The organism is Nocardia sp. bgisy134 (assembly GCF_057708325.1).
This window is the reverse complement of sequence record NZ_JBYIRW010000002.1, coordinates 262,393-288,579: the sequence shown is the minus strand read 5'-3', so window position 1 is coordinate 288,579 and position 26,187 is coordinate 262,393. Positions and strand designations below refer to the sequence as shown.

Sequence of the window (26,187 nt, the reverse complement as noted above, 5' to 3'; positions counted from 1 at the left end):
GCCGTAGGTAGGGTAAGGATCATGTCGACACCGCGGAACGAGCCACCTCGCCTCGTCGCCGTGGAGGAGTTTCTCGCGGGACAACCCGACTCCTTCGGTGAGATTCACGACGGTGTGATGATCACGGCCATGGCGCAGTCTCCTGAACACGATCTCGTCGTCAGGAGATTGGCTTCAGCGGTCGAATACGCTATCGATCCGCACGGCCCCTGCCGCGAGGTACACAGCGATACTCCAATGCGTCTGACCGACGCCGATCTTGTTGACCCGCTTCGGAGGCTGCGGGTCCGGTATCCGGATCTGATCCTGCGCGATTGCACGGACGGCCCGTATGACGTCCAATTCGTCGCCCGACAGGCGCTTCTGGTCGTCGAGATCACCTCGGAGGACACCGTCGACACCGATATAGGCATCAAGCGCGAGCTGTACGCCAGGGAGGGCATTCCCGTCTATCTGATCGTGCACTTCGCCAAGGATTGGCAGCAGATCACCGAAATCGAGGAATGCCGACTCGACTGGTCGGGGCGACGCTACGTCACGCGGCATACCCACACCGATGCGCTGGTGCTCACCGAACCGGTGAGTTTGGCGGTCACTTTCACGGAATTACAGAGCCGGCTACCGCGGCCCAGGTACTGAGTACGCTCGGCGAACCACCAACCGGCTACCGCTGATCCCGAACACACGAGGGCACGGACTCGCTGGGAGTCCGTGCCCTCGTGCGTTATTGCGTTATGCGTGCGCGCTCACCAGGAGCGCGAGCTCACCAGGAGCTCTTGTGCACGCCCGGCAGCTCGCCGCGATGCGCCATTTCGCGCAGGCACACGCGGCACAGGCCGAACTTGCGGTAGACAGCGTGCGGGCGGCCGCAGCGCTGGCAGCGGGTGTAGGCGCGCACCGCGAACTTCGGCTTGGCGTTGGCCTTGTTGACCAGTGCTTTCTTAGCCATGTGCTCAGTTCTCCTTGAACGGGAAGCCGAGGTGCTTCAGCAGGGCACGGCCTTCTTCGTTGTTGGTCGCGGTGGTCACCACGGTGATGTCCATACCGCGGGGGCGGTCGATCTTGTCCACGTCGATCTCGTGGAACATCGACTGCTCGCTCAGGCCGAAGGTGTAGTTGCCGTTGCCGTCGAACTGCTTCGGCGACAGGCCACGGAAGTCGCGGATACGGGGCAGCGCGATGGAGACCAGGCGGTCCAGGAACTCCCACATGCGGTCGCCGCGCAGGGTGACCTTCGCGCCGATCGGCATGCCCTCACGCAGCTTGAACTGCGCGATGGACTTGGTCGCCTTGCGGATCTGCGGCTTCTGACCGGTGATCAGGGCCAGGTCCTCGACGGCGCCGTTGATCAGCTTGGCGTCGCGGGCGGCGTCGCCGACACCCATGTTCACGACGACCTTCACCACGCCCGGGATCTGCATCACGTTGGCGTAGTTGAACTCGCTGTTCAGCGCGTCCTTGATCTCGGCGCGGTAGCGCTGCTTCAGGCGCGGCTGGGTCTTCTCGGAGGTGGTCATGTCAGATGTCCTTCCCGTTCTTACGGGAGATCCGGACCCGCTTGCCGCTCTCCTCGTCGGTCCGGTAGCCGATACGGGTCGGCTTGCCGTCGGAGTCGACGACCATCACGTTCGACACGTGGATGGGGGCTTCCTGGGTCACGATGCCGCCCGAGGAGGCGCCGCGCTGGTTGGCGGAGTTCGCGACGTGCTTCTTGATCCGGTTCACGCCCTCGACGAGGACCTTGTTGGTCGCCGGGTAGGCCTGGATGACCTTGCCCTTGGCGCCCTTGTCCTTGCCCGAGATGACGAGCACGGTGTCACCCTTGTGCACCTTCATGTCAGAGCACCTCCGGAGCCAGCGAGACGATCTTCATGAACTTCTTGTCGCGCAGCTCGCGGCCGACCGGGCCGAAGATACGGGTACCGCGCGGGTCGTTGTCCGCCTTGATGAGCACGGCGGCGTTCTCGTCGAACTTGATGTAGGAACCGTCCGGACGGCGGCGCTCCTTCACGGTGCGCACGACGACGGCCTTGACCACGTCACCACGCTTGACGTTGCCGCCGGGGATGGCGTCCTTCACGGTGGCGACGATGATGTCGCCGATACCGGCATAGCGACGCGACGAACCACCGAGAACGCGGATGCAGAGGATTTCCTTCGCACCCGTGTTGTCGGCGACGCGCAGTCGCGACTCCTGCTGAATCACTTCAGCCTCCTTGACCTGGACGTATACGCACGCCGGATTGCCGACCCGACGGGCATGGTCGTGTTACCACCCGAACGCGCGCCTGCCAGCGGTTTCGTACGGTCTGAGCAAGAACTCGAGAGCCAACCACTGGGGGTTCGCGGCCAGGATGCGGGCACAGCTCCCGCAGGCAACCGGTCTAGTGTATGGGAATCCCCAGGTCGTTCCCAAATCGGGGGCGTCGGCCGAGGAATCCGTGCTCGCAACCCGCCGCGCCGGTAGCCTCGGCGCGAACGAACGTCGCCATCGATCACAACGTGCGGGCGTGGACCGCATCGGGGAGAGGATTCACGTTGACATCAAACGGTCGCCGGACCCAGCTGGACCGCCGCGCCTTCCTGATCGCGCTCGGCATCGCCGCTCCCGCCGCGGCGCTACTGTCCTCCTGCACGAGCGACGGCGACGCCAGCACCGTGCGGCTGACCGGCGTCGACATGGGCGGCGCCGACCAGCTCGTCCGCCCGCAGGACGATCTGTACCGGCACGTCAACGGCGCCTGGCTGCGCGACTACCAGCTACCGCCGGACAAGTCCGAGGTCGGCGCGATCAGCGAGGCGATCGATCGCACCACCGAGCAGCTGCGCGCCATCATCGAGGGCATCGAGGACCCGAAGCCCGGCTCCGAAGCACAGCAGATCCGCGATCTGTACGACGCCAGGCTGGACCTGGAGGAGATCGAGCGGCTGGGCATGAGCCCGCTGGCGGACCTCTTCGCGAAGATCGACGGCGCGGCGACCAAGGGCGATCTGGCCAAGGTGATGGCCGAGCTGCCGATCGGTGGCCTGATCGGCCTCGGCATCAACATCGACCGCAAGAACTCCAACGCCTACATTCCCTCGATCGGGCAGTCCGGCCTGATGCTCGGCGAGCAGGAGTACCGCAAGCCCGAGTTCGCCGCCCGGATCGCGGGCTACAAGGTCTACCTGGAGAAGATGGCCGCGGGCGCGGGGTTCCCTGACCCGGCCGGGCTGGCCCAACGGGTGCTGGACCTGGAGACCAGGATCGCGGCCGCGCACTGGGACAGCGTGCGCACGCGCGACACCGACGCCACCTACAACCTGATGAGCTGGAACGAAGTGAAGGCTCTCGCACCGCAATTCGAGTGGGATCAGTGGCTGGCGGGCAACACCGACCGGCCGCGAGAGCTGTTCGAGAAGATCGTGGTCGGCCAGCCCTCGTTCGTCACCGCGGCCGGGCAGCTGTGGGCCGAGGTGGATATCGCGCAGTGGCGCGAGTACCTGCGCGTGCACGTCACCAATGCCTACGGCAGGTTTTTGCCCAAGGCCATCGCCGACGCGCGGTTCGACTTCGTCGGCAAGGTGCTCGGCGGCTTGGAGGAGCGACCGGAGCTGTGGAAATCGGCAGTCGGGGTGGTCGACGACAATCTCGGCGAGCAGCTCGGCAAGCTGTACGTGGACGCGCACTTCCCGCCGGAGGCCAAGGAGCGCGCGCAGGCGATGATCGCCGACCTGATGGCCGCCTACCGGGAGAACTTCACCAATTCGTCCTGGATGTCGCAGCCCACCCGCGAGGCATCGCTGGCCAAACTGGCCAAGATCAACGTCAAGATCGGTTACCCGGACAAGTGGGTCGACTACTCCGGGCTGAAGATCACCAGGGGCAAGCTGATCGAATCCCTGCGCGCGGTCAACGCTTTCGAGGTAAAGCGGGCCTTCAACCGACTCGGCACTCCGGTCGACAAGTCCGAGTGGGCGATGTCGCCGCAGACAGTGAACGCCTACTACTCCCCCACCAACAACGAGATCGCTTTCCCCGCAGCGTATTTGCAGCCACCGTACTTCGACAAGGACGCGACCACCGCGGTGAACTACGGCGCGGTCGGCGCCACCATCGGCCACGAGATCGGCCACGGCTTCGACGACCAGGGCGCCAAGTACGACGGCGACGGCAACCGCCGCGACTGGTGGACCCCGGAGGATCTGGCCGCGTTCAAGGCCAAGACCGATCAGGTCATCGCACAGTTCGACGGACTGGTGCCCGAGGGCCTCGATCCCAAGTACAAGGTGGACGGCAAGCTGACGGTCGGCGAGAACCTGGCCGACCTGCGCGGCCTGCAGATCGCGCTGGCGGCCTACCGGCTCGCCGCCGAACGCGAGGGCATCACACCCGATTACCGCGAGATGTTCTTGTCACACGCGCGCACCTGGCGGGAGAAGCAGACCGAGGAGGTCACCATCTCCCGACTCCAGGACACCCACGCCCCCAACGAATTCCGCTGCAACCAGATCGTGCGCAATATCGCGGAGTTCTACACCACCTTCGAGGTGAAGGAAGGCGACGAGCTGTTCCTGCCGCCGGAGCAGCGCGTCAGCCTCTGAGCCACACCGGCATTCGACCGAAGGTCATCGCCGACGCCCTCCTTCGGCCACGCCTTGGCGAGCTGGAGCAGATCACGTAGGCCCGCGGCGCGGTCGTCGTCCCCGAGTGTTTGGACGGCGACCGCGGGCATACCGGCGCGTGGACGTGGCGGTTCACCGGAGGCCTTCGCTCGTGCGGCATGCGCGATTCGGCTGGCGTAGTCCGTCATGTCTTGCTCGACCGACGGCGCAGGCTCGTAGGGACGCAGGTGCAGCAACGCGTCCTGAATCTCGACCGTCATCCGATACAGCCGTGACCTCGGCTCATCGCGGTGCGAATCATCGTGCAGCAGGACGATTTCCGGGACAGCAGCGGTGAGATCGCGCCACAACGGCCGCAACCGCCGGCACGCGCGACCGTGCCGATCCAACCCGCTGCGCACCAGCACGGCATTCAGCAGAGGGATCGCGATCAACGCTGTCAGCACCCCGAGCATCACGAAAGTCGCTACGGCCCAAGACAAACCGGGCTCCATGGAGGACTCACCGTAGGCAATCCGGATCGCACCGATGCCGGATGCGAAGCAGCAGTACAGCCCGACCGCGAGCAGCGCGGAGTACGTCCAGCGCTCCCGCAACGTCGGGTCGGGAGTGCGAAGTTCTCGCATGCATGCCCGGGCGATCAGCGCTCCGCACAAGGAGCCGAGGAGACTGCCCACCGTCCAGATAACCCTGATCTGGACGGCAGGACTACCGAGCGGCCATCCGAGCAGATCCACCAGGGTGGGGCCCAACAGAATGACCGCTCCTGTCGCCACGCCGATTCGGTTGTATCGACGCTGCCGGGTTCGCAGCACGTCGGCGTCCATGCCGTCGACAAGCCTGGCGAACCCGTACACGTAGGCCAGCGTCATCGCACCGACTCCGAGGAACAGCCGGTCCGCGAGATCGCGCATTCCGAGCACACTCGCGATCTCGTACAACGCGATCGCCGCCAAATCCCAGCTCAGCGCCGCGTTGATCTGCCGATCGATCAGCAACTCGTTCACCAGGAACCAGCGCCCCACGACGATCGCGGCGATGAACATGGTCACCGCCAGCACGACCGCGAGCGGCAAAGTACTCACGCCAGTACCCTATCGGCCCGGCGCCGACATCCACCAGGACCGGTCGCCCCGACCTTCATCAGCGGACCAGGTCGGCGAAGCTGATTTCTCCGACGATAACGTGCTCCAGCTCGAGGAAGCCTTCTCGGTGCAGCCGGTGCAAGCGGTACTCCCCGCGTACGCGTCGAGCCGGAACTCGCGCACTTCCTCGATCTCGTACTTGGTATCGAGTGAAACCACCAGGTACAGAGGGATTCCCACCCGGGCGTACTGAGCCTTCTTGTCGAGCAAGTCCTCGGCCGCGGTCGAGGGCGAGGACACCTCGACCACAATCAGTGCGTCCGAGGCCTCCGGTTTGGCGCCCCGTTCGGACAGGCAGCGGTAGACCGTGACGTCCGGCCGACGGAACGTGAACTTCGGGACTCTCCACAGCACGACATCGATATCGGTCTCGGCCCGAATGCACGGCTCGGTACTCGGCAGCTGCTCCATGGCGCTCGCCAGCCGCCGCGCAACTCGATTGTGTTCGGGCACCGGCGACTCGCAGACGATCACATGCCCGTGCACCACTTCGATCTCGCGGGCGATGTTCTCCGGCAGCCGTCGGTACTGCTCTTCGGTCATCTCGTGCGGCAGATGCTCCGACATGCGCGCAGCGTACCCAGGCCGGCGGCGGCCTCGGTCAACGCGACCGGGGGCTGTTCCGAGATATGGATAGGTTAGGCTTGGCTGACTTAATCTGGTGGCTCGGGAGGGCCGATCGAGGAGTTCCTCGGTGAAGGAGGGTTCAACGATGAGGTCTGTGCGGGCTTCCCGCGGTTGGGCGCGGGCGGCGGTGGCCGTGCTGGCCGGCGCCATGGCCCTCGGCGTCACCGCGTGCGGATCGTCGAGCGACGCGGCGAGCGGTGACGGCGAGTCGATCACCGTCAGCCACGTCAGGGGCGAGACCACCATCACCGGGGTGCCGAAGAAGATCGTGGTGCTCGGCAACCAGTGGCTCGACACCAGCATCGCGCTCGGCGTGACGCCCGCCGCCTACATCGACAACGTCGCCGTGCTCGGCAAGGGCGCGCCGCCGTGGCAGCCCAAGATCGGCGAGGCCGCGAAACCGCTGAGCACTACGGGCAATCTGGCCGAACAGGTCGCCGCGCTGGAACCGGACCTGATCCTGGCCGACTCCTTCATCGCCGACCAGAAGAACTACGACGAGTTCTCCAAGGTCGCGCCGACCCTGCCCGGCCTGAGCAAAGAGATCGTCACGCCCTGGCAGGACTTGGTCACCACGCTCGGCAAGGTGCTGCACAAGCAGGACGAGGCGACCGAGCTCATCGCCGGCGTGAACGACAAGATCGCGGGCATCACCACGGCCAACCCCGGCCTGAAGGGCAAGACCTTCGCCAGCACCTGGCTGGCCAGCATGACCCAGCTGATGGTGCTCAACGACCCGAACGACGGATCCAGCAAGGTGTTCGCCCAGCTCGGCCTCGGCATCCCGAAGAACCTCGTCGACCTGCCCGCCAACCAGGGCCGCGTCGCGCTGTCGCCGGAGCGCGTCAACGAGCTCACCGCCGACCTGCTGCTCGCGGGCTACTCGGCGGGCATGGACGAAAAGTGGCGCCAGCTGCCCGGTTACGCGGAGCTGCCCGCGGTGAAGAAGAACGCGGTCGTCTTTCTGACCACGCAGGAGATCACCGGGATCAACCAGCCGACCGTGCTGTCCATCCCGTTCATCCTGGACAAGCTGTCGCCCGCGCTGGCCAACGTCGCGAAGTAAGCGAAAAGCAAGAAGCAAGAGGAGTTTCCCGGTGCCCGCCGTCACCACCTACCCCGACCAGACCCGGTTCGCCCTGCGCGACGGCGTCACCTGCGTCACCGTGCCCACAGGCGCGGTGCTGTTGAATCCGCCGAACAACCAGAAGCTCACCGGCCTCGGCGCGGACCAGGTGCAGGCGCTGAAGACGCTGAACCAGGGCCCGTCCACCCTCGGCGAGATGGCGGGCACGGGCGGCGGCGCCGGGGTCGGCGAGCTGGTGGAGCGCCTGACCGACGGCGGCTGGCTGTCGGTGACCGTGCGCGACGGCGGCCGCGACCTCTACACCATCCGGCCCTTCACCGACCCGCCCGCCCGGCCGAATACGCCACTGCCGTGGTCGGCGACCCTGTCGAAATTCGCTGTACTGCACCGCGACTCACAGGGCTTCGTGCTGGAGCATCCGCTGGCCTGGTGCGATCTGCGCATCCACGACCCGCGCTTGCTCAGCCTGCTCGACGGCCCCGGCGCGGCCGACTCCACACTGCCGATCGCGATCAAGTCCCAGCTCGCCGACGACCTGCACTGGTGCGGTTTCCTGGTCGCCGATCCGGCCGCCGAGGAACGCGAGTTCGCCACCCGCAGCTGGAGCGCGCCCGACCTGTGGTTCCACCGCCGCAGCACGCTCGGTCCGCGCACCATCACCTGGGAGCACTTCGGCCCGACCAAGTGGGGCAAGCCGTCGTTCCCGCAGCCGCCCGCGCGCAAGCCGGACTACCCCGGCGCGGCGGTCCCGCTCGCGAAGCCCGACCTGGACAAGCTGCGCATCGCCGACCCCAGCCTCACCGACGTGCTCGAAGATCGCGTCTCCTGCCGCGATTTCGACGACGCGGCGCCGATGACCGTCGATCAACTCGCGGAGCTGCTGTACCGCACCGCCCGCACCCGCTCGGTCCGCGAGGTCGCCGAGGGCGAGGAGCTCACCTCGCGCCCGTACCCGTCGGGCGGCAGCGTGTACGAGCTGGAGCTGTACCCGATCGTGCGCAACGTCGCGGGTCTGGAACCCGGTATGTACCACTACGATTCGTTCGGCCACGTGCTGCGTCCCGTCGCCCCCAGCGACTCGCCCGCCGTGCAGAAGCTGATCCGCTCCACCTCGGCCACGCTGGTCGACGGCGGCGAACCGCAGCTGGTGCTGCTGATGGCCGCGCGTTCGGGGCGGGTGATGTGGACCTACGAGCAGGTCGCCTACGCGAGCATCCTCAAGCACGTCGGCGTGCTCATGCAGACGGTGTATCTCGCGGCCACCGCGATGGGCCTCGGCGCGTGCGCGCAGGGCTTCAGCGACACCGCCGCGTTCGTGTCCGCCGCGGGCGTGAACGAGCTCGAGGAATGCAACGTCGGCAGCGTCATCGTCGGTTCGCCCGCCCGGGCTCGCTGACCGCGCCCGGCCAGGCTCTGGCCAGCTCGAGCAGGTGTCCGAGTTCGGCGTCCAGATCCTGGCCCGCGTACGGATTCTCCCTCGCCCGTTCCGTGGAGGGCGCGACCCCGGCTGCCTTGGCGTCGACCGCTTGCGCGATCCGGCGCGCGTAGGCCGCGATGCCGAGCTCGCCGGAATCGTTGCGCGGCATGTACATCCGCAGGTGCTGTAGCGCGTCCCTGGTCTCGACGACCATACGGTAGAGGCGCGAGTCCGGTTCGGTGATCCGTCCGGCCGCGGGACGCAGCACGACTTCCGGAACGGCGGTCGTGAGGTCCCGCCAGAGCGGGCGCAGGGTGCGTAGTTCCCGCCCGGTGCGGTCGAGTCCGCTGCACACTCCTACGGCTCGGACCAGCGGCACGGCCGTGAGCAAGGTGACGAACAGGTAGACCAGACACGAGGTCACGGTCCATTCGGTGGGATAGGTGAGGCCACTGAGGATCGCTGTGGTCGCGGCGAAAAGGGCGGCGGCGCACCAATAGGCGGCGGTCGCCATCAACGCCGAGTAGGCAACCCGCTCGCGCCGCGAACTCGCGCGCGGCATTTCGCGCAGGCACGCGCGCATGGTGCGCACCCCCGCCCCGGCCATCGGCAACTGGAAGACACCGACCCAGAGCAGGGTCCGCCACCAGGTCGCGGGCGCGGCGAGACCGTCGCCGAGCAACAGCACCCCCGCGCCGCTCACCGCGAACACGTCGTAGCCCCACTGCCTGCGGCGGACCGTCGCGGGTTCGGCGTTGTCGAACAATTCGGCCAGACCGTACACACTGGCCAAAGCCAGCACACCGCAGACGAGGAAGACCCGGCTCGGGTAGCCGTCGGCACTCAGATCGGTATCCCACAGCGCGGCGAACACGCACACCGCGCTGAAACTCAACGCCCGGTTGATGAGTTTGTCGGCGGGGGTCTCGTTCACCAGCAGCCATCGACCGACGGTGACCGCGACTTGCAGCACGAACACCGGAACCATCAACCACATCGGCGCGGCCCCGCTCACGGTCGGCACCCCGCCGCGGTTTGCGCCGTCACGACGCCTCCACCCAGCCCCGCACGTGGTCGGCGGGGATGGGCGCGGCTGCTGTCGTGGCGGAATTCATCGGCACCGACGCTATCGGTCGTTCCCCATGTCGCACACCCCGGTCGGCCGATCGCAGGTCGGCCGACCGGTCCGCGTCAGTTCTGCGCCGCCCAGGAGTTCTGCAGCGCGGCGAGGGCGTCCTGATCCAGGCCGGACACCGACATCGCCTCGTGCCGGTGCTCGTCCTCGGCGGGCGGGTTCGCTGCGGCATCGTCCACGGCGGCGGCCAGTTCGGCGATGGTGAAGTACTCGAACACCAACTGCGGAGTCAGCGGCAGACCCGCCTCGCCCGCTCGCGCCGCCCACTGGATGGCGATGACGCTGTCGCCGCCGAGGCCGAAGAAGCCGTCGTCGCGACCGACGTCGGTGATCTCCAGCAGGTCCTCGAGGATGGCGATCAGGGTGCGCTCGGTGTCGGTCTGTGGCGCTTCGCTCTCCCCGTCGGTGAACCGAGCGGCCGCTGGCGTCATGTGCACCACCGACCTGGCCGGGTCCCACTGTCCTGCCAGCACATCCAGCTCGGTGAGCGCCCGGTCGGGCCGCTCGGCGAACGCCTCGAGCACCCGCGTGAGCACGTCGGCGAAGATTTCGCCGGTCGCCGCCTCGTACAGGTCGGGATTGACCACGACGCGCGCGATCAGGTCGCCGGTGGTGTCCACGGTGTAGTCGAAGTGGAAGTCCATGAACGACACGTCGTAGAACTTGGCGATGTCGCGCACCGTTGTGGAGCCGTCCTCGCTGAACGCGACCGGCGCCTGCCGGTGCCGGACGTGCATCATCGCCTGGAACAACGGGTTTCGCGCGAGCGAGCGCGGCGGGTTGATGGTCTCGACCAGTCGCTCGAACGGCACGCCTTGGCGGCTGATCGCGTCCAGCGCCGCGTCGCGCACCCGGTCCAGCACGACCCGCGGGGTCGGGTCGCCCGAGACGTCATTGCGCAGCACGACCACGTTGGCGAACAGACCGATCAGGTCGTCGGTCGCTTCGCCGATGCGGTTGGCGACGGCCGCGCCGATGGCGAGGTCGTCACCGGCGCCGAGCGCGTTCAGCGTCACCGCGCCCACCGCTTGGCAGAGCATGAACTCCGTAGCGCCCGCCGCCTCGGCTGTTGCCCTGGCCTTCTCCCAGATCGCGGCGGGCACGGTGCGCACCGTGGCGATGCCGTTGCGCCCCAGCACCTGTGGTCGCGGATGGTCGTGTCCGACGGCGATCTCGTCCGGCAGTCCGGCCAGCGCCTCGCGCCAGTAGTCCAATTGCGACTGACCGAGGTCACTCACCGCGCGGTCGGGTCCTCGGTCGAAGACCTCGCGCTGCCACATCGCGAAATCTGGGAACTGAATGGCGAGTTCCGGCCAGTCCGGAGCCGCGCCACGCGCCCTGGCGCGGTAGGCCGCGGTGAGGTCGTCGACGAAGATCTGGCAGGACCGGCGGTCGGCGATGATGTGGTGCATCAGGATCGACAACACGTGCGTACCCGGATCCAGCGCCAGCAGCCGCAGCCGCAGCAGCGGCTCCGCTTGCAGATCGAAGACGTACTCGGCATCAGCGGAAAGTTCCGCGTCGAGCGCGGCCTCGCTGCCGTCGAGATCCAGCACCGAGACCTCGACGTGCTCGAACGGGTGCACGAGCTGATACGGCGTGCCCTCGTGCTCGGGGAAGGTGGTGCGCAGCGATTCGTGGCGGGCCACAACGTCATCGATCGCGGCGAACAGCGCGGCCCTGTCGAGTGGTCCTTCGAGCCGGATCGGATAGGTGACGTTCTCGCCGTCGATCGAGCCCTCCATCCGCCGCTGCAACCAGTACGCGCGCTGCGAGTACGACAGCGGGATGTGCTCGGGCCGCGCCCTGCGCACAAGCTCCGGCCGCGCCGAGCGCGCCTCGGCGACGGCTTGGTCGGCGCCCGACGCCTCGGTGTCGTCGAGATCGTCGAGGTCGATGCCGAATTCATCGAGGAACGAGGCCACCAAGTGTGTCGCGAGACCGGCGACGGTCGGCTTGTCGAACGGCACGCGCATATCGATCTCGATGCCGAACTCGGCGCGGATCATGGTGATCAGCCGGGCCGCGAGCAGCGAGTGCCCGCCGAGTTCGAAGAACGAGTCGTCGGCGCCGATGCGGTCCCGGGTGAAGAGCGCGGCGTACAGCGCGGCGACGCGAATCTCGGTGGGCGTCTTCGGTTCCCGGTAAGCGCGGGCCACCGCGAGCTCGGGAGTGGGCAGCGCCCGCTTGTCGAGTTTGCCGTGCGCGGTGAGCGGCACCTCGTCGATGACGGTGAGCGCCGCGGGCACCATGTACTCCGGCAGACGCGCGGCCACGAACGCGCGCACCTCGTCGAGGTCGAGTTCCACGCCCGGCACGGGCACCACGTATCCGGCCAAGATCGGGCCGAGCGATTCGTGTTCGGTCACGATCACGACGCAGTGCGCGGCGCCCGGGTAATCGGTGACGGTGGCCTCCACCTCGCCGAGTTCGATCCGATGCCCGCGCACCTTGACCTGCTCGTCGGCGCGACCGATGAATTCGATCTCGCCACCGGCATTGCGGCGCGCCAGATCGCCTGTGCGGTAGAGCCGTTCGCCGGGCAGGAAGGGGTCGGCGACGAAGCGCTCGGCGCTGAGGCCGGGCCGATGCAGGTAGCCGCGGGCCAGCTGACGTCCACCCAGGTAGATCTCGCCGACGACGCCGTTGGGCACGAGTTGCAGCGCACTGTCCAACAGGTACGCGTACACGTTCTGGTTCGGCACGCCGATCGGCACGATCCCCGTGCCCTGCGGCCCCTCCACCGGCATGTGGGTCGAGCACACGACGGCCTCGGTGGGGCCGTAGTGGTTGCGCAGCTCCGCGTCGAACTGGGTCGCGAACCGGTCGGCGACCTCACCGGGCAGCGCCTCGCCACCGACGGGGACGTGACGCAGCGTGCGCCAATCGTTGACCTCCGGCAGCACCAGGAACGTGGCCAGCATCGAGGGCACCATGTGCAGCACCGAAATGCCGTGGCGGGTGACCAGATCCGCGACGTAGGGGATGTCGCGGTAGGCGTTCGGCTTGGGCACGACGACCCGCGCACCAGCCGTGAGCGTGACGAAGATGTCCAGCAGGGAGGCGTCGAAGCTCACCGAGGTCGACTGCAGCACCCGGTCGTGCGGGGTGAGATCCCACTCGTCGTTGAAGCCGATCAGGTGCTCGGCGATGGCCTCGTGCGGGACCGGCACGCCCTTGGGCTTGCCCGTGGAGCCCGAGGTGTAGATGACGTAGGCCGTGTTCGACGGGTGCAGCGGCGCGCGGCGATCCGTATCGGACGGGTTGGCGTCGAGGAGGTCGGCGGCCTCGGCTTCCGCTGCCGCGAGTGCGTCGACATCGAGGGCCAGCGTGGGCCGGGCGTCGGAGAGCAGGTACTCGATGCGGTCGGCCGGGTATGCGGGGTCGATCGGCAGGTAGGCCGCACCGGACTTGAGCACCGCGATGGACGCGAGGATGAACTCGACGGAGGTCGCCATGCGCAACGCGACGATGTCTTCCGCGCCGACGCCGCGGCCGATCAGCCAGTGCGCCAAGCGGTTCGCGCGGCGGTTCAGTGCGTCGAAAGTGAGCTCGATGTCGTCGGAGGCCACCGCCACGTGCTCGGGCGCGGCGGCGGCACGGTCCTCGAGCATCGCGACCAGGGTGGTCGCCGGCGTCTGGACGAGCGGGCCGTGCGAGAGGGCCAGCAGTTCGGCGCGGTCGGCGTCGCCGAGAATGTCGATGTCGCGCAGGCGCATTCCGGGATCGCGCAGGACGCTGCCCAGCAGCTGGACGTAGTGGTCGAGGAACTGCGTGACCAGGTGCTGGTCGAGCGCGTCGACCAGGTAGGTCGCCTCGACCCGCGCGCCCGCGCTGTCGAGCACCACCATCAGTCCCAGCTCCTCCTGGGCCACCGCGCTGCCGAGCGGCAGTTCGGCGGATTCGACGCCGGCCAGGTCGAAGCCGTTGGCCTCGCCGCGCACGCTGAAGCTGAGCTGTACCAGCTGTGCCATGGCGTCGCGGCCTGCGACACGCTCCGGGCCGACCTCGCGAACCACGCGGTCGATGCCGACGCCCTGGTGGCCGAACGCGCCGACGCACGCGGTGCGGGTCTGCTCGAGCAGCGCGGCGAAATCGGCGGACCCGTCCAGATCGGCGCGCACCAGCACGGCGTTGCCGAAGTAGCCGATCAGGCCCTGCGCGCCCGCCCCGCGGTTGACCACGGGCACCGAGACGAGGAAATCGGTGGCGGCCGTGTACCGGTGGATCAGCGCCTCGAACGCGGCGAGCAGCACCATGAACGGTGTGGCCGAGTGCTCGCGCGCGAGCTCGGTGACCTGCGCCATCAGCTCCGGCGCGAGCGGTCGGGTGCGCCGGTCGGCGTTCTTGGACGGGCTGCTCACCGCCGCCTTGTTCGGTAGTTCGAGGCGTTCGGGCAGCGGTGTCAGAGTCTCGCGCCACCAGGCCAGATCGGCCTCCGAACCGCTGCTCGCACCGACCTCGACATCGACGTACTGGGCGCGCGGCTCCGGCAGATCCTCGCCGCGGTAGGCGGCGTTGACTTCGGCGAAGAACACCGGCCACGAGTCGTCGTCCCAGCCGACGTGGTGCACGACCAGGATCAGCACGTGCTCGTCGGACGCGGTGCGCGCCAGGGTCGCGCGCAGCGGCAGGTCGGTGGTCAGGTCGAAGGGGCGCGCGAACTCGCGGCGGGCGAGCACCTCGACACGCAGGTTCCGGCTCGCCTCCGGCAGCGCGCTGAGATCGTGTTCCTGCCAGAGCAATTCGGCGTCGTCGCGAGACACCTGGAACGGCTCGCCGTCCGCGTCGACGCCGTAGGTGGTGCGCAGCACCTCGTGCCGCGCGAGGACGGTGGCGCAGGCCGCGCGCAGCCGCTCGGCGTCCAGCGCTCCGGTCAGCCGATAGGCGACACACACGTTCAGCGTGGTGTCGGCCGGGTCGAGCCGCTGCACGAACCACATGCGCCGCTGGGCATCCGACAGCGGGCTCGGCTCACCGCTGACGCGGGTGCGCACCGGTGCGGGCGCGGCCGCCTTCACGGCGTTGTCGCGCAACCGGCGCTGCAGCAACTGCTTACGACGCTCGAGAATGTCCTCTGACATGGCGGTCCTTCGATTCGACTGACGGGCTTGGGGTTCCGGGTTCACATGGCCTGCGCGGGCGATCCGCCGACGGCGACGGGCGCGACGGCGCGCGCCAGCGCGGCGACGGCGGCGTGCCAGATATCGGCGAGCCGCGCGACCTCGGCGGCGGTGAACAGGGCATCGCTCCACCGCAGCAGGGTGACCAGCTGCGGCCCGGCGTCGGTGGGCTGCACGCCCGCGATGACGTCCATGGCGTACCGGAGTGGGAAATCGGGTTCGGGTGCGGTCGGCAGCTGGGTGAACAGCTCGACCTCGTGGACCGGCGACCACGGCTTGCACGCGACGGCCAGGTCCATCCGGCCGAGGTAGTCGAACAGCACCTGCGGCTCGGGAGCCGCGGCGAGCTCGGCGTCGGCCGCGAAGTAGCGCAGGACGCCGTAGTCGACGCCGTTGTTCGGCACCGCGGCCAGCGTCGCCGCGACGGACTCGAGCAGCGCCCGTGCGGCGGCCGGATCCTGTTCCGCGGCAGCCACATCCACGGCATCAGCGCCCGCGCCGAAGCGGGCCGGGAAGACGCTGGTGAACCAGCCGACCGTCTGCGCGGTGTCGATGTCGGCGCCGAGCACCTGGTCTTCGCGACCGTGGCCCTCCATCGCCAGGTACGCGCCCCCTGCGGCGTCCTGGCCGCGTTCCGTGCGCCAGGTCGCCAGGGCCATGGTCAGCGCCGCGAGCAGGAATTCGCGGACGCCGAGCGCACCGGTCAACCCGTCGAGCACCGCGGCGGTCGTCTCCGGCGCGGTGAACAGCGGCTGCACCCGGTAGGAGGACCAGGTGTCTGTGCTCGGGTCCGGCCGCCGGGCGGCGAGCACCGGGTCCGGCGCGGTGGTCTGCCCGACCCAGTAATCGCGCTGTGCCGCGACCTCCGCGCTGCCCGCACGAGCGCGGGTCCGCTCGGCCCAGGTGCGGTACGCGGTGTACTCGACCGGGTGCGCGAGTTCGGCCACCGGCGTGCCCGCCGACAGCTGTTCCCAGGCCGCGGCCAGGTCCGCGCAGATGATGTGCCAGGAGACCGGGTCCACCGCGAGGTGGTGGATGTTGAGCAGCAGCAGGCCGGGACCGTCGGCGCGGGTGAACCATACCGCGCGCACCAGATCGCCGGTGAGCGGGTCGATCTCGTCGGCCACCGCTTGGGCGCGCGTGCCGAGTTCCGTCGGGAAGTTCGGTCCCGCTTCGATTCTGGTCAGGATGTCCGCGGCGCGCACGACACCCGGCTCCCTGGTGACGACGTCGTATCCGGCCGCGGTCTCGACGAACCGGGCGCGCAGCATGTCGTGGCCGTCGAGCAGGGACTGGAGCACCGCTTCCATACGCGGGGCGTCCACGTCGGCGGGCAGCTCCAGCAGGGTGTTCAGAGCCAGCCTGCGGTAGTTGCCGTGCTCGTGCATCCAGGACAGGATCGGCACCTGGCCGACGGAGCCGTACTCGGCGACGGCGCCGGTCCGCTCGCCGCCCGCGCCCGCGTCGATGGCCGCCGCGAGTTCCCGGATCGATCCCGCGGTGAGCACCGCACGCGGGCTCGTGGCGATTCCCCTGCGGCGCAAGGCGTTCACCAGCGAGATGGCGACGATGCTGTCCAGACCCAGCTCGACCAAGTGGTCGTCGATACCGGGTTCGGCGCCGCCGGTGAGTTCGGCGACGGTCGCGCACAGCACGCGTTCGGTGTCGGACGTCGGCGCCGTGCTCGCCGCCGCACTGTCCAGCGCGGCGTTCGCCAGCGCCTCGAGCTGCCGCGCGTCGAGCTTGCCGTTGCTGGTGACCGGCAGTCCGCCGACCGTGAGAATGCGGTGCGGCACCATGTAGCCGGGCAGCCGGTCGGCGAGTTCGATACGCAGCCGGGCGGATTCGAGTTCCGCGCCGACCGCGAAGCCGACGAGCACCGGTCCGCTCGGGCGACGCAGCACCAGGACCGCGGCCTCCCGCACGCCGGGCAGCGCGTGCAGCGCGGCCTCGATGTCGCCGATCTCGATCCGGTAGCCGCGGATCTTCACCTGATCGTCGGCGCGGCCGAAGTAGGCGAGATCGCCGGAGGGCAAGCGCCGCACCAGGTCTCCGGTGCGGTACATGCGCTGACCGGGCCGGAACGGGTCGGCGACGAAGCGCTCGGCGGTGATGCCCGGCTTGCCCGCGTAACCGCGCGCCAGCTGAGCGCCGGAGAGGTACAGCTCGCCGATGACGCCGTGCGGCGTCGGACGCAGCCGGGAATCGAAGACGTAGCCGGTCATTCCGGTGGTCGGTGAACCGATCGTCGGCGTCGCCTTCGGATCGGACACCGAGGCGACCACCGCTTCGACCGTGGTCTCGGTGGGGCCGTAGCAGTTGTGCACAGCCGTGTCCGGCAAGGCGCACAACTGCTTCCACAGCGGGACGCCGATGGCCTCGCCGCCGAGGGCGAGCACCGCGAGATCCGCGCCGCGCTCGTTCACCAGACCCGCGGCGGCCAGCTGGGCGAACATCGACGGCGTGGTGTCGATCATGTCGATGCCGTGCCTGCCGATCCCGCCGACCAGGCGGTGCGCGTCGCGCATCTCCTCGGCGTCGAACAGGTGGATCGACTGCCCGTCGAGCAGGCCGAGCATCGGCTGCCATGACGCGTCGAAGCTCAGCGACCAGGCGTGCGCGATCCGCAGCGGCCTGCCGAGCCGGACCGTCGCAGGCCGGTACACCCGGTCGCGGTGGTCGGCGAAGTAGGAGGCCAGCGCGGCGTGGGTGCCCATGACGCCTTTGGGTTCTCCGGTCGAGCCGGAGGTGAAGATCAGGTACGCGCGCTGCTCGGGGTGCCCGGGCACCGGGGCTGTGAGGGCCGCGGAGTCGGTCACGACCGCGCCGAACGCCTCGACCGGCGGCAGCTCCTCGATCTCGTCGAGTGCGGGCATGCCCGCGCCGTCGATCAGGATCAGGCGCGGGTTCGACTGACGCACAATCGATTCGATGCGAGCAGCGGGCAGCGTGATGTCGACGGGCACATAGGCCGCGCCTGCGGCCAGCACGCCCAGGATCGCCACGATCGATTCCGCCGAACGCGGCATGGCCAGGGCGACAACGTCTTCCGAGCCGATGCCGCGCGCGGACAGCCCACCGGCCAGGCGTAGCGCGGCGTCGGACAGCTCGCGATAGGTGTATCGTTCGTCCTCGGTGCTCAGCGCCAGTGCGTCCGGTGTCGCGGCCACCTGGCGAGCGAACAGTTCCGGCACAGTCACGCCGAGCACGTCGTCGGCCGGGGCCGCGGGCGGCTGCGGCCGCTCCCCCGGCAGCAGCACGTCGAGCGAATCCTGGCCCGCGTCACCGATATCGGGCAGCTGGCGCAGCACCTCCACCAAGCGGGCACCCAGGTCGGCGGGCGAGATCTCGCCGAGGACCGCCTCCACGGCCTCCACCACCACCGCGAGTTCTCCGTCGAGCAGGTAGGAGACGACCGCCAGCGGGTAGTGCGTGAGGCTCTCCGACGCGGTCGGCCGGAAGGTGGTGCCGTCCGCGGTGGTTATCGCCTGGAGTACGTCGGCGACCGGCGCGTTCTCGTAGACGAACAGCGTGTCGAACAGCGCGCCGCGCCCGGTGGCGCGCTGGATGGCGGACAGGCTCAGATACCCGTTGTCGCGCATGGCCGCCGACGCGCGCTGCAACTGGGCGCAGCCGAGCGCCACCCCGCCCGCGGCGTCCAGCTCGTCGAGCCGGATACGCACCGGGATGGTGTTGATGAACAGGCCGATCATGGTCTCGACACCGGCCAGCTCGTCCGGCCTGCCGGAGACCGTGGTGCCGAAGACGACGTCGCTGCGGTCGGTCAGCCTGCCGAGCACGATCGCCCACGCGAACTGGACGACCGTGTTCATGGTCAGCCCGTTCGCGCGGGCCCAGCGCTGCACCCGATCGGTGTCGGCGCCATCGAGCGCCACCTTGTGGATGGTCGGCACGATCGTGTTCACCGCCGCGTCGGCGCGGTCGGCGAGAATCAGCGGGTCCACGTCGTCGAGATAGTCGGCCCAGCTGCCCAGGGTGGCCTCGTTGTCGCGGGCGGCGAGCCAGCCGATGTAGTCGCGGTAGGGGCGCGGCGCGGGCAGCGCGGCCACCGAGCCGCCCGCCTCGTAGACCGCGAACAGCTCGCGGAAGAACACGCCGAGCGACCAGCCGTCCATCAGGATGTGGTGGGCGGTCACGATCATCCGCCGCGATCCGTCCGGCAGGGCGACCACCGCGACGCGCAGCGCGGGGCCGCGGGACAGGTCGAAGCCGTGACGCGCCTCGGAGGCCACGATCGCCTCGAGTTCCCGTTCGTCGGCGGTCCTTTCGAACCACGGCAGCTCCACCGAGGTGGGCACGATCTGCACCGGCTTGGGCAGGTCGCGGTCCCAGAACGCGGCGCGCAGGTTGGCGTGCCGACGCAGGATCGCTTCGACGCTGCGGCGCAGCACCGCGACGTCGACCGGGCCCGCGACCTCGATCACGAACTGCATGTTGTACAGGTCGTCGTCACCGGCCAGCTTGGCGAGCGAGAACAGGCCCTCCTGCAACGGGCTGAGGGCGAGCACGTCCTCGATCTGCGGGGGCGCCGCCTTGCGCTCGGGCGCCTGCGTGGTCTCCGACATTCCAGCGGACTCCTCAGCCTTTGTTCTCGGACATCAGCGACACGACGTCATCCAGGGACGCGCCGCCGAGAATGGCAGCGACCGGAAGGTCGCGGTTCAGTTCGGCCTTGAGCCGTTTGCGCAGATCGAGCGCTTGCAGCGAGTCCATGCCCAGCGAAACCAGCGGCACCGAGCCGTCGATGGTCTCGCTGCCGTCGGAGAGCATGACGCGGTCCAGTTCCTTGCGAATGCGCTCGGCGAAGCCCGCTTCGGGAACCGACGGCGCGGAAACAGCCGGGGCCGGGGCGGTCTCGGCCTGCGCAGGCTCGGCGGCGGGCGCGGGCGCGGGAGCCGGAGCCAGTTCCGCCAGCGCGTCGAGCGCGGGGGCGAAAACCGGTTCGAGCCCGACGGTTTCGGTGACGCCACGCAGCTTCGACCAGTCCGCCGCGAGCACCAGGCTGTTGGCGGAGGTGTCGGCCAGCCCGGCCGCCACCGCGTCGGCGGCCGCCATCGGCAGCAGACCCGAGCCCTCGATCCTGGCCTCGACCGCCGCGTCCGCCTCCGCGGGCAGCACCCACAGACCCCACTGCACCGAGGTGCACGCGCGGCCCTCGGCGCGCAACCGGGAGGCCATGGCATCGAGCATGCGGTTGGTCCCCGCGTACAGCGCCTGACCCCAGCCGCCGAGGGTGGCGGCGAAAGACGAGCACAGCAGCACGGTGGCCGTCGGCGTCGTCGGCAGGGCGCGCAGCACCTCGCCGAAACCGACCACCTTGGCCGCGGCGGCCTGCGCCACGGCCGCGGCGTCGGACTCGGTCGCGGCGGAGTACACGTAGTCGACGGCCGCGTGCGCGAGCAGGGTCACCGGACGATCCGCGTAGCGGGCGGCCAGCTCGGCGACGGCGGCGGGATCGCCGATATCGCAGGCCAGCACGTCGATCTCGGTGTCGCCGAGCGCGCGAACGGCGCGCAGCCGCTCGGTCAGCGCGGTGGTCTCGCCGCTGCGATTCACCAGCGTGATCCGGCCCGCGCCGTCGCGGACGAACTGCGCGCAGAACTCCAGGCCGACGTGTCCGGTGCCGCCGAGGATCAGCACCTCGCCGAGGTCGGGAGCGGCGACGGCCTGCGCCTGCTCGGCAACGACGAGACGCTTGGCGTGCAGCTTGCCGTCGCGCATCGCGAGGTCGGGCTCGCCCGCGAGGTGCAGCGCCTCCAGAATGCGGTCGGCGGGCAGCTTCTGCTCCAGGGCCGGGTAGTCCGCGGGCAGGTCGATGCGGCGGAAGGCGACGCCGATGCGCTCCAGCGCGACGCAGCGGAAGGCCGCACCGGCCGCGGCGGCGGCGAGCGCGGGAATCTCGTTCTCCCCCACCGCTTCCGCACCCGCCGTCACCAGCCAGCACTCGGTGACCCGCGGGCCGAGCGCCGCGAGCCAGCCCTGGTCGGTGGCGAACTCGGCGAACTCGGCCACCGCGGCCGCCTCGTCGGCGGCGCTGCCCGGCGGCAGCAGCACCACGACGGTGTCGGCCTGTTCGACGGGCGAACCGTCGAACATCGTCACCGTCGCGCCGTGCCGCTCGGCGCGCGCACGCAACGCCGTGGCCAGTTCGGCGCACCGGCCGTCGCGGTCGACGACCGCCACCGTGCGCGGCGGCGTCAGCGTGCGCCGGGAGAGCCGAGTCCAGCTCTCCGCCAAGCGGACCGGCGCGACCTCGGCAGGTCCGGCCGTCTCCGCGGCGGACCGGTACGGCGCCCACAGCCGCTTCGACGCCATCCGGGTGTGCGGGAAGTTCGGCAGCGGAAGGCGGACGGAGGAGTCGGCCACCCGCAGGCTCTCCCACGCGTAGTTCAGGTCGTGCACGGCGAGGGTCGCGAGGTTGCGGGTGAAATCCTCCAGCCCGGTCGCGGTGCGCCGCGAGGTGCCGAGCACCTGGAAGTCGCGCGGGCCGGTGGCCGGGTCGTCCGGCACGGTGGCCAGGTTCTCCTGCAACGCCAGTTGCAGTGTGGGGTGTTCGGCCACCTCGATGAAGGTGTCGACCTCGGCGGTGGCGGCGACGACCGCGCGGTCGAAGCGAACCCGGTTGCGCAGGTTCCAGTACCAGTACTGCCGGTGCGTGATGTCCGGAGTGATCGGTCCGCCGAGAGTGCCCCCGTAGCAAGTGATCTCGGTGGGCGAGAAGGTCGGCGCGCTCATCTCGTCGCCGAGCACCGACTCCATCTCCTTGCGGATCTTGATCAGGAACGTGGTGTGCGCCGGGTAGGCGACCTTGATCTCCTTGGCGAACTTGCCCTCGGCGTTGGCCATTTTCACCATGTCGGCGACGGTGTCCTGGTCGCCGGAGATGGCAAGGATGTGCGGCGCGTTCACGACGGCGAGCTCGGCCCAGCCGGAATGCCTGGCCAGCAGCGCCTCGCACTCCTCGCGGTCCATGCCGAGCACGGCCATCGAGTACTGCTCGGGGTACACGATCTCGTCCACGAACCGCGCCCGGTGGGTGACGGCCAGCACCGCGTCGCGCCGGGTCATGACGCCCGACACCCAGCCTGCGGCCAGCTCGCCCTGGCTGTGACCGATCGTCGCGACCGGCCGCACCCCGTAGGCCTGCCACATGGCGGCCAAGCCGGACATGTGGAACATCAAGGCGGGCTGCACTTCCCAGACCGTGTCCTGATATTCGCCCTCGTGACCGAGCAGGTAGTGCAGCGGCGCGATGTGGCCGTAGCGCTTCTCGTGGATCTCGACACAGGCGTCGACCTCGGCGCGGTACTCGGGGGACGCCTCGTAGTACGAGCGCCCCATGCCGGGTCGCTGGCTGCCCTGACCGGGGAAGACGAAACCGATGCGTCTCGGGGCGGCGAGACCGACGGTGCTCACCACCGCCGGGTGCGACGCGTCCGCGACGACGGCGCGCAGCGCGTCGAGCAGGTCCTCGCGAGTGCGCACCATCGCCAGCGCGCGACGACGGCGCGCGGTCCTGGTGCGGAACAGCATGTCCGCCACGGCATCAGGCGTCACGTTGGCGCGGCGCTCCAGGTAAGCGAGCACGGCCGCGGCTTCGGCGCGCAGCCCGTCGGCGGTCTCGGAGGACAGCAGCACCGGAACGGCGCCGTCGGGGAGACGGTAATCAGGCATCGATATCCTCCAGAACCGGCATGGCCAGGATGGCGTGCGCGTTCGTGCCCGCCACGCCGAACGACGAGACCGCGGCGTAGCGGAAGCCCTCGTGCGCTTCCCACGGTTCGAGTTCGGTAGCCAACCGCAGGCCGGTCGCGCTCCAATCCACCCCGGGGGCCGGGTCGTCCGCGTGCAGAGTCGGGGCGATGTGACCGTTGGCGCCGCACAGCAGCACCTTGATCAGCCCGAGCATGCCCGCCGCGGCTTGGGCGTGGCCGATGTTGGTCTTCACCGAGCCGAGCCGGGGCCCGCGCTCGGCATCGGCGCCGTAGGTGTTGCACAGCGCGGTGAGCTCCAGCGGGTCGCCCACCGGCGTTCCGGTGCCGTGTCCCTCGACGAGTCCGACCAGGCTCGGGTCGATGCCCGCCGCGTCGATCGTCTTGCGCACCAGCGCCTCTTGCGCCTGCGCGCTAGGCACCGTGATCGGCGCGCCCTTGCCGTTGTGGTTGATCCTGGTGGCCAGCACCCTGGCGTACACGCGGTGGCCCAGCTCGCGCGCCCGCGACTCGCGTTCCAGCACGACGACGCCCGCGCCCTCGCCCCACAGGGTCCCGGTGGCGCTCGCGGAGTAGGCGCGCAGGTGACCGTCCATGGCCAGCGCGTTGTTCTTGGCGAATTCGTAGAACGCGCCGGGCGAACCCATCACGCACACACCGCCCGCGAGCGCCCAGTCGCATTCGCCGGACCGGATCGCGGCGGCGGCCTGATGCACGGCGGTCAGCGAGGACGCGCACGCGGTGTCCACCGTGACAGACGGCCCGACCAGGCCGAGACCGTGCGAGATGCGTCCGGCGACCGCGCCGAGCGCGGTGCCGACCGCGCGATAACCGTTGTACTCGTTGACTTCCGCCGCGCGCGGTCCGTATTCGATGAACGAGGCGCCCATGAAGCAGCCCACCTCGTCACCCGCCAGTGCGCCGGGGTTGATGCCCGCGTGCTCGAGCGCGCGCCAGGCGACCCGCAACGCGACCCGCTGCTGCGGATCCATGGCGACCGCCTCGCGCGGCGTGATCCCGAAGAATTGCGGATCGAATTCGGTTGCCCCGGTGAGGAACCCACCGGCGTCGGGCACCGAACCCCAGCCTTCGGTGCGGTGCAAGGAGAAAACTTCCCGCAGCGGCCATTCCCGATCCCGGGGGAAAGGCCCGATCAATTCCCGTGATTCGGCGAGTGCCGACCAGAAATCGTCCAGATTGTCGACGCCCCCCGGAGCCTCCACCGCCATACCGGCGATGACAATATGATCTTCGTCCCCCGAAACAGCGCGTGCCATGCCAAACCTAACGTACGAATTCGCGAACTATCTCGCGGAAAGAACTTCGGACGTCAGCAATTCAGCAATGCCGTCCACGTGGTCGTTCAGATAGAAATGTCCGCCGTCGAAAAGGGTGACGGTGATGTCCTGCTCGCTGTGCGTCGCCCAGTCCTGCAGGTGCCGCGCCGTGACGTGCTCGTCGTCGGACCCGCCCATGACGTGCAGCCTGGCGCGCAGCTTGACCTCGGGCTCGCACACGTAGCGGTCGAAGGCGGCGTAGTCGGCCTTGAGCGCGGGCAGCGTCATGCGCATGATCTCGCGACTGGACAGCACGTCAGCGCCGGTGCCGTTGAGCGCGGCCAGATGATCGAGCAGCTCTTCGTCCTCGGTCGGATGCCGGGGCATGTCGACGACGCGGAACGGCGCGACCGCGCCCGAGGCGCCGAACAGGCCGACCTCGATGCCCGCCGCCTCGGCTTGGCGGACGAATTCGAACCCGACCATCGAGCCCATGCTGTGCCCGAAGACCGTGATGGGACCGCCGCGGTGGTATTCCGACTCCAGGAACGCGCCGAGCGCACCGGCCGCCACCTCGGGCAGGGTCTCCGGCATCGGCTCGGCGGCCCGGTCCTGACGGCCGGGGTATTGGAAGACGACGACGTCGAAATTCTCGCTGAGCACCTTGGAGAAGGTGCGGTAGGCGGAGGCGCCGCTACCCGCGTGCGGGAACATCAGCAATGTCGGGCTCGAGTCCGAGCTCGGCTTGTGGAATTTGCGAATCCACCCAAGGGTTTTCGGCATTACACGGCTCCTGCATCACGGTATCGCTGCGTCAGGCGCCCGGCGCCGCCGTCGATCTGGCGACGGGCCGGGCAACGCTGACTCAGCGACGTTAGCATAGGGTAACCTTACTGATGTAAGGCTAGGGTAAGTTCGGGCGGCGGCGTGATCGACATGACGACCACGGAACCGGCGGGACGAACAGCTGCGGCCCGCTGCGGAAGGGCGCCCGAACACACGTGCGGGCCGCGAGATTCGTCTCGCGGCCCGCACATCACGTAGCCCAGATCACTCCGGCGAGTCGGTCAGATACCCACCGCGCGCGAAGAACTCGGCGGCGGCGTGTTCCACGCCGTCGGCGGTGCGCACCCGCGTGATCGTCAGCGCCCGGTTGTTCCCGCGGAATGCGTCCGGTCCGCACACCACGGCCGCGCCGTCCTCGTGCACCACCACGCGGCCGTTCGTGCCGCCGTAGCAGCCCTCCGACACGGTGGCCGCGAGCACTTCCACCCGCTGCCCCCGGTAGTGAGCGAAGGCAGGCGGGTAGGGCGCGGACAGCGCGCGCACGAAGCGCTCCAGGTCCACGGCGGGCCAGCTCCAGTCGATCCGGCTGTCACGATCGGATCGCTTGTGGAAGAAGGTGCGCTCGGCCTTGTTCTGCGGACGCCACACCGCGGTGCCCGCGTCGATCGCGTCGAGGGCCTCGTTCAGCGCCTCGGGGATCAGATCCATTCCGGCCAGCACCAATTCGGTGCCGGTGGCGGCCGGGCCGATCGGCAGCGACTTCTGCACGATGATGTCGCCGGTGTCCAGCCCCTCGTCCATGCGATGGATGGTCAGCCCGGTCTCGGAGGCGCCGCTGATCAGCGCCCACAGCACCGGCGAGAACCCGGTGAATTTCGGCAGCAGCGAATCATGCAGGTTCAGCGTGCCGTGCGGCGGCAGCGTGTACAGCTCGGGGGGCATCCAGGTGTACCAGCTGTTGACCACGATGATGTCGGGCTCGGCGCGCTTCACCAGGTCGATGGTCTCGGCGTCGGCACGCTCGGTGAGGTGCACCGGAATGCCGCGCTCGCGCGCCAGCTCCTCGACCGAGTCGCCCCAGATCCCCTTGTACGAATGATCACTCGCCGGATGGGTGACCGCGAGGACGACCTCGTGCCGGGAGTCGATCAGAGCCTGCAAGGTCCGCCGACCCCAGGTCTGGAAGCCGAATGATACGACGCGCATGAGAGGTGAACCCTTCGTGAAAGTAAGCTGAGGCTATCCTATAAAC

Annotated in this window: 17 protein-coding genes; 4 read left to right on the top strand and 13 right to left on the bottom strand. The window is 69.2% G+C overall.

The features are described from left to right. Positions 1–60: 60 nt before the first annotated feature. Positions 61–639: a Uma2 family endonuclease gene (locus AC3ERS_RS05240; RefSeq protein WP_431964035.1), complete on the top strand. Its 579-nt coding sequence runs from the start codon at positions 61–63 to the stop codon at positions 637–639. Positions 640–763: 124 nt separating this feature from the next. Here AC3ERS_RS05240 and AC3ERS_RS05235 read toward each other — a convergent pair whose 3' ends face one another. The 4 genes from AC3ERS_RS05235 to rplN are packed head-to-tail and all read right to left on the bottom strand — an operon-like array spanning position 764 to position 2,206. Then, on the bottom strand, positions 764–949 hold the full coding sequence (locus AC3ERS_RS05235; protein WP_014981705.1) for a type Z 30S ribosomal protein S14: 186 nt from the start codon (positions 947–949) through the stop codon (positions 764–766). A gap of 4 nt (positions 950–953) precedes the next feature. After that, on the bottom strand, positions 954–1,517 hold the full coding sequence (gene rplE, locus AC3ERS_RS05230; protein ID WP_067785237.1) for a 50S ribosomal protein L5: 564 nt from the start codon (positions 1,515–1,517) through the stop codon (positions 954–956). A 1-nt stretch (position 1,518) separates the two neighbouring features. Then, positions 1,519–1,836 carry a 50S ribosomal protein L24 gene (gene rplX, locus AC3ERS_RS05225; RefSeq protein WP_068056941.1) on the bottom strand — a complete coding sequence of 106 codons (318 nt, stop codon included), beginning with the start codon at positions 1,834–1,836 and terminating at the stop codon, positions 1,519–1,521. A gap of 1 nt (position 1,837) precedes the next feature. Continuing rightward, the gene (rplN, locus tag AC3ERS_RS05220) at positions 1,838–2,206 is read right to left on the bottom strand and encodes a 50S ribosomal protein L14 (RefSeq protein ID WP_014981702.1); all 369 of its coding nucleotides are present in this window, start codon (positions 2,204–2,206) and stop codon (positions 1,838–1,840) included. 332 nt (positions 2,207–2,538) lie between these two features. Here rplN and AC3ERS_RS05215 point away from each other — a divergent pair, with 332 nt between their 5' ends. Further along, positions 2,539–4,584, top strand: a complete 2,046-nt coding sequence (locus AC3ERS_RS05215) for a M13 family metallopeptidase (protein ID WP_431964032.1) — start codon at positions 2,539–2,541, stop codon at positions 4,582–4,584. Here AC3ERS_RS05215 and AC3ERS_RS05210 read toward each other — a convergent pair. Further along, on the bottom strand, positions 4,515–5,690 hold the full coding sequence (locus AC3ERS_RS05210; RefSeq protein WP_431964030.1) for an MAB_1171c family putative transporter: 1,176 nt from the start codon (positions 5,688–5,690) through the stop codon (positions 4,515–4,517). The genes AC3ERS_RS05215 and AC3ERS_RS05210 overlap by 70 nt on opposite strands. A 9-nt stretch (positions 5,691–5,699) precedes the next feature. Further along, positions 5,700–6,317 (bottom strand): Uma2 family endonuclease, encoded by a 618-nt coding sequence (locus AC3ERS_RS05205; protein ID WP_431964028.1) that lies wholly within the window; start codon positions 6,315–6,317, stop codon positions 5,700–5,702. Between the two features lie 145 nt (positions 6,318–6,462). Here AC3ERS_RS05205 and AC3ERS_RS05200 point away from each other — a divergent pair, with 145 nt between their 5' ends. Further along, the gene (locus tag AC3ERS_RS05200; RefSeq protein ID WP_431964025.1) at positions 6,463–7,443 is read left to right on the top strand and encodes an ABC transporter substrate-binding protein; all 981 of its coding nucleotides are present in this window, start codon (positions 6,463–6,465) and stop codon (positions 7,441–7,443) included. Positions 7,444–7,474: 31 nt separating this feature from the next. Then, entirely contained in the window at positions 7,475–8,860 is a 1,386-nt protein-coding gene (locus AC3ERS_RS05195; RefSeq protein ID WP_431964023.1) for a SagB family peptide dehydrogenase, read from the top strand. Here AC3ERS_RS05195 and AC3ERS_RS05190 read toward each other — a convergent pair. From AC3ERS_RS05190 to AC3ERS_RS05160, 7 genes are all read right to left on the bottom strand, one after another. Further along, a complete protein-coding gene (locus AC3ERS_RS05190) occupies positions 8,829–9,896 on the bottom strand; it encodes an MAB_1171c family putative transporter (RefSeq protein WP_431964021.1) in 1,068 nt (355 codons plus the stop codon). The genes AC3ERS_RS05195 and AC3ERS_RS05190 overlap by 32 nt on opposite strands. Positions 9,897–10,072: 176 nt before the next feature. After that, the gene (locus AC3ERS_RS05185; protein ID WP_431964019.1) at positions 10,073–15,100 is read right to left on the bottom strand and encodes an amino acid adenylation domain-containing protein; all 5,028 of its coding nucleotides are present in this window, start codon (positions 15,098–15,100) and stop codon (positions 10,073–10,075) included. Positions 15,101–15,141: 41 nt separating this feature from the next. Next, entirely contained in the window at positions 15,142–19,725 is a 4,584-nt protein-coding gene (locus tag AC3ERS_RS05180; protein ID WP_431964017.1) for an amino acid adenylation domain-containing protein, read from the bottom strand. A gap of 13 nt (positions 19,726–19,738) precedes the next feature. Continuing rightward, positions 19,739–22,834: a nocobactin polyketide synthase NbtC gene (gene nbtC / locus AC3ERS_RS05175; RefSeq protein ID WP_431964015.1), complete on the bottom strand. Its 3,096-nt coding sequence runs from the start codon at positions 22,832–22,834 to the stop codon at positions 19,739–19,741. Then, positions 22,827–24,149, bottom strand: coding sequence for a beta-ketoacyl [acyl carrier protein] synthase domain-containing protein (locus AC3ERS_RS05170; RefSeq protein ID WP_431964013.1), 1,323 nt, complete (start codon positions 24,147–24,149; stop codon positions 22,827–22,829). Before AC3ERS_RS05170 ends, nbtC begins: the two co-directional genes overlap by 8 nt. A gap of 27 nt (positions 24,150–24,176) precedes the next feature. After that, positions 24,177–24,932, bottom strand: a complete 756-nt coding sequence (locus tag AC3ERS_RS05165) for a thioesterase II family protein (RefSeq protein WP_431964011.1) — start codon at positions 24,930–24,932, stop codon at positions 24,177–24,179. A gap of 267 nt (positions 24,933–25,199) precedes the next feature. Then, positions 25,200–26,141 carry a methionyl-tRNA formyltransferase gene (locus AC3ERS_RS05160; RefSeq protein ID WP_431964009.1) on the bottom strand — a complete coding sequence of 314 codons (942 nt, stop codon included), beginning with the start codon at positions 26,139–26,141 and terminating at the stop codon, positions 25,200–25,202. Positions 26,142–26,187: the final 46 nt, after the last annotated feature.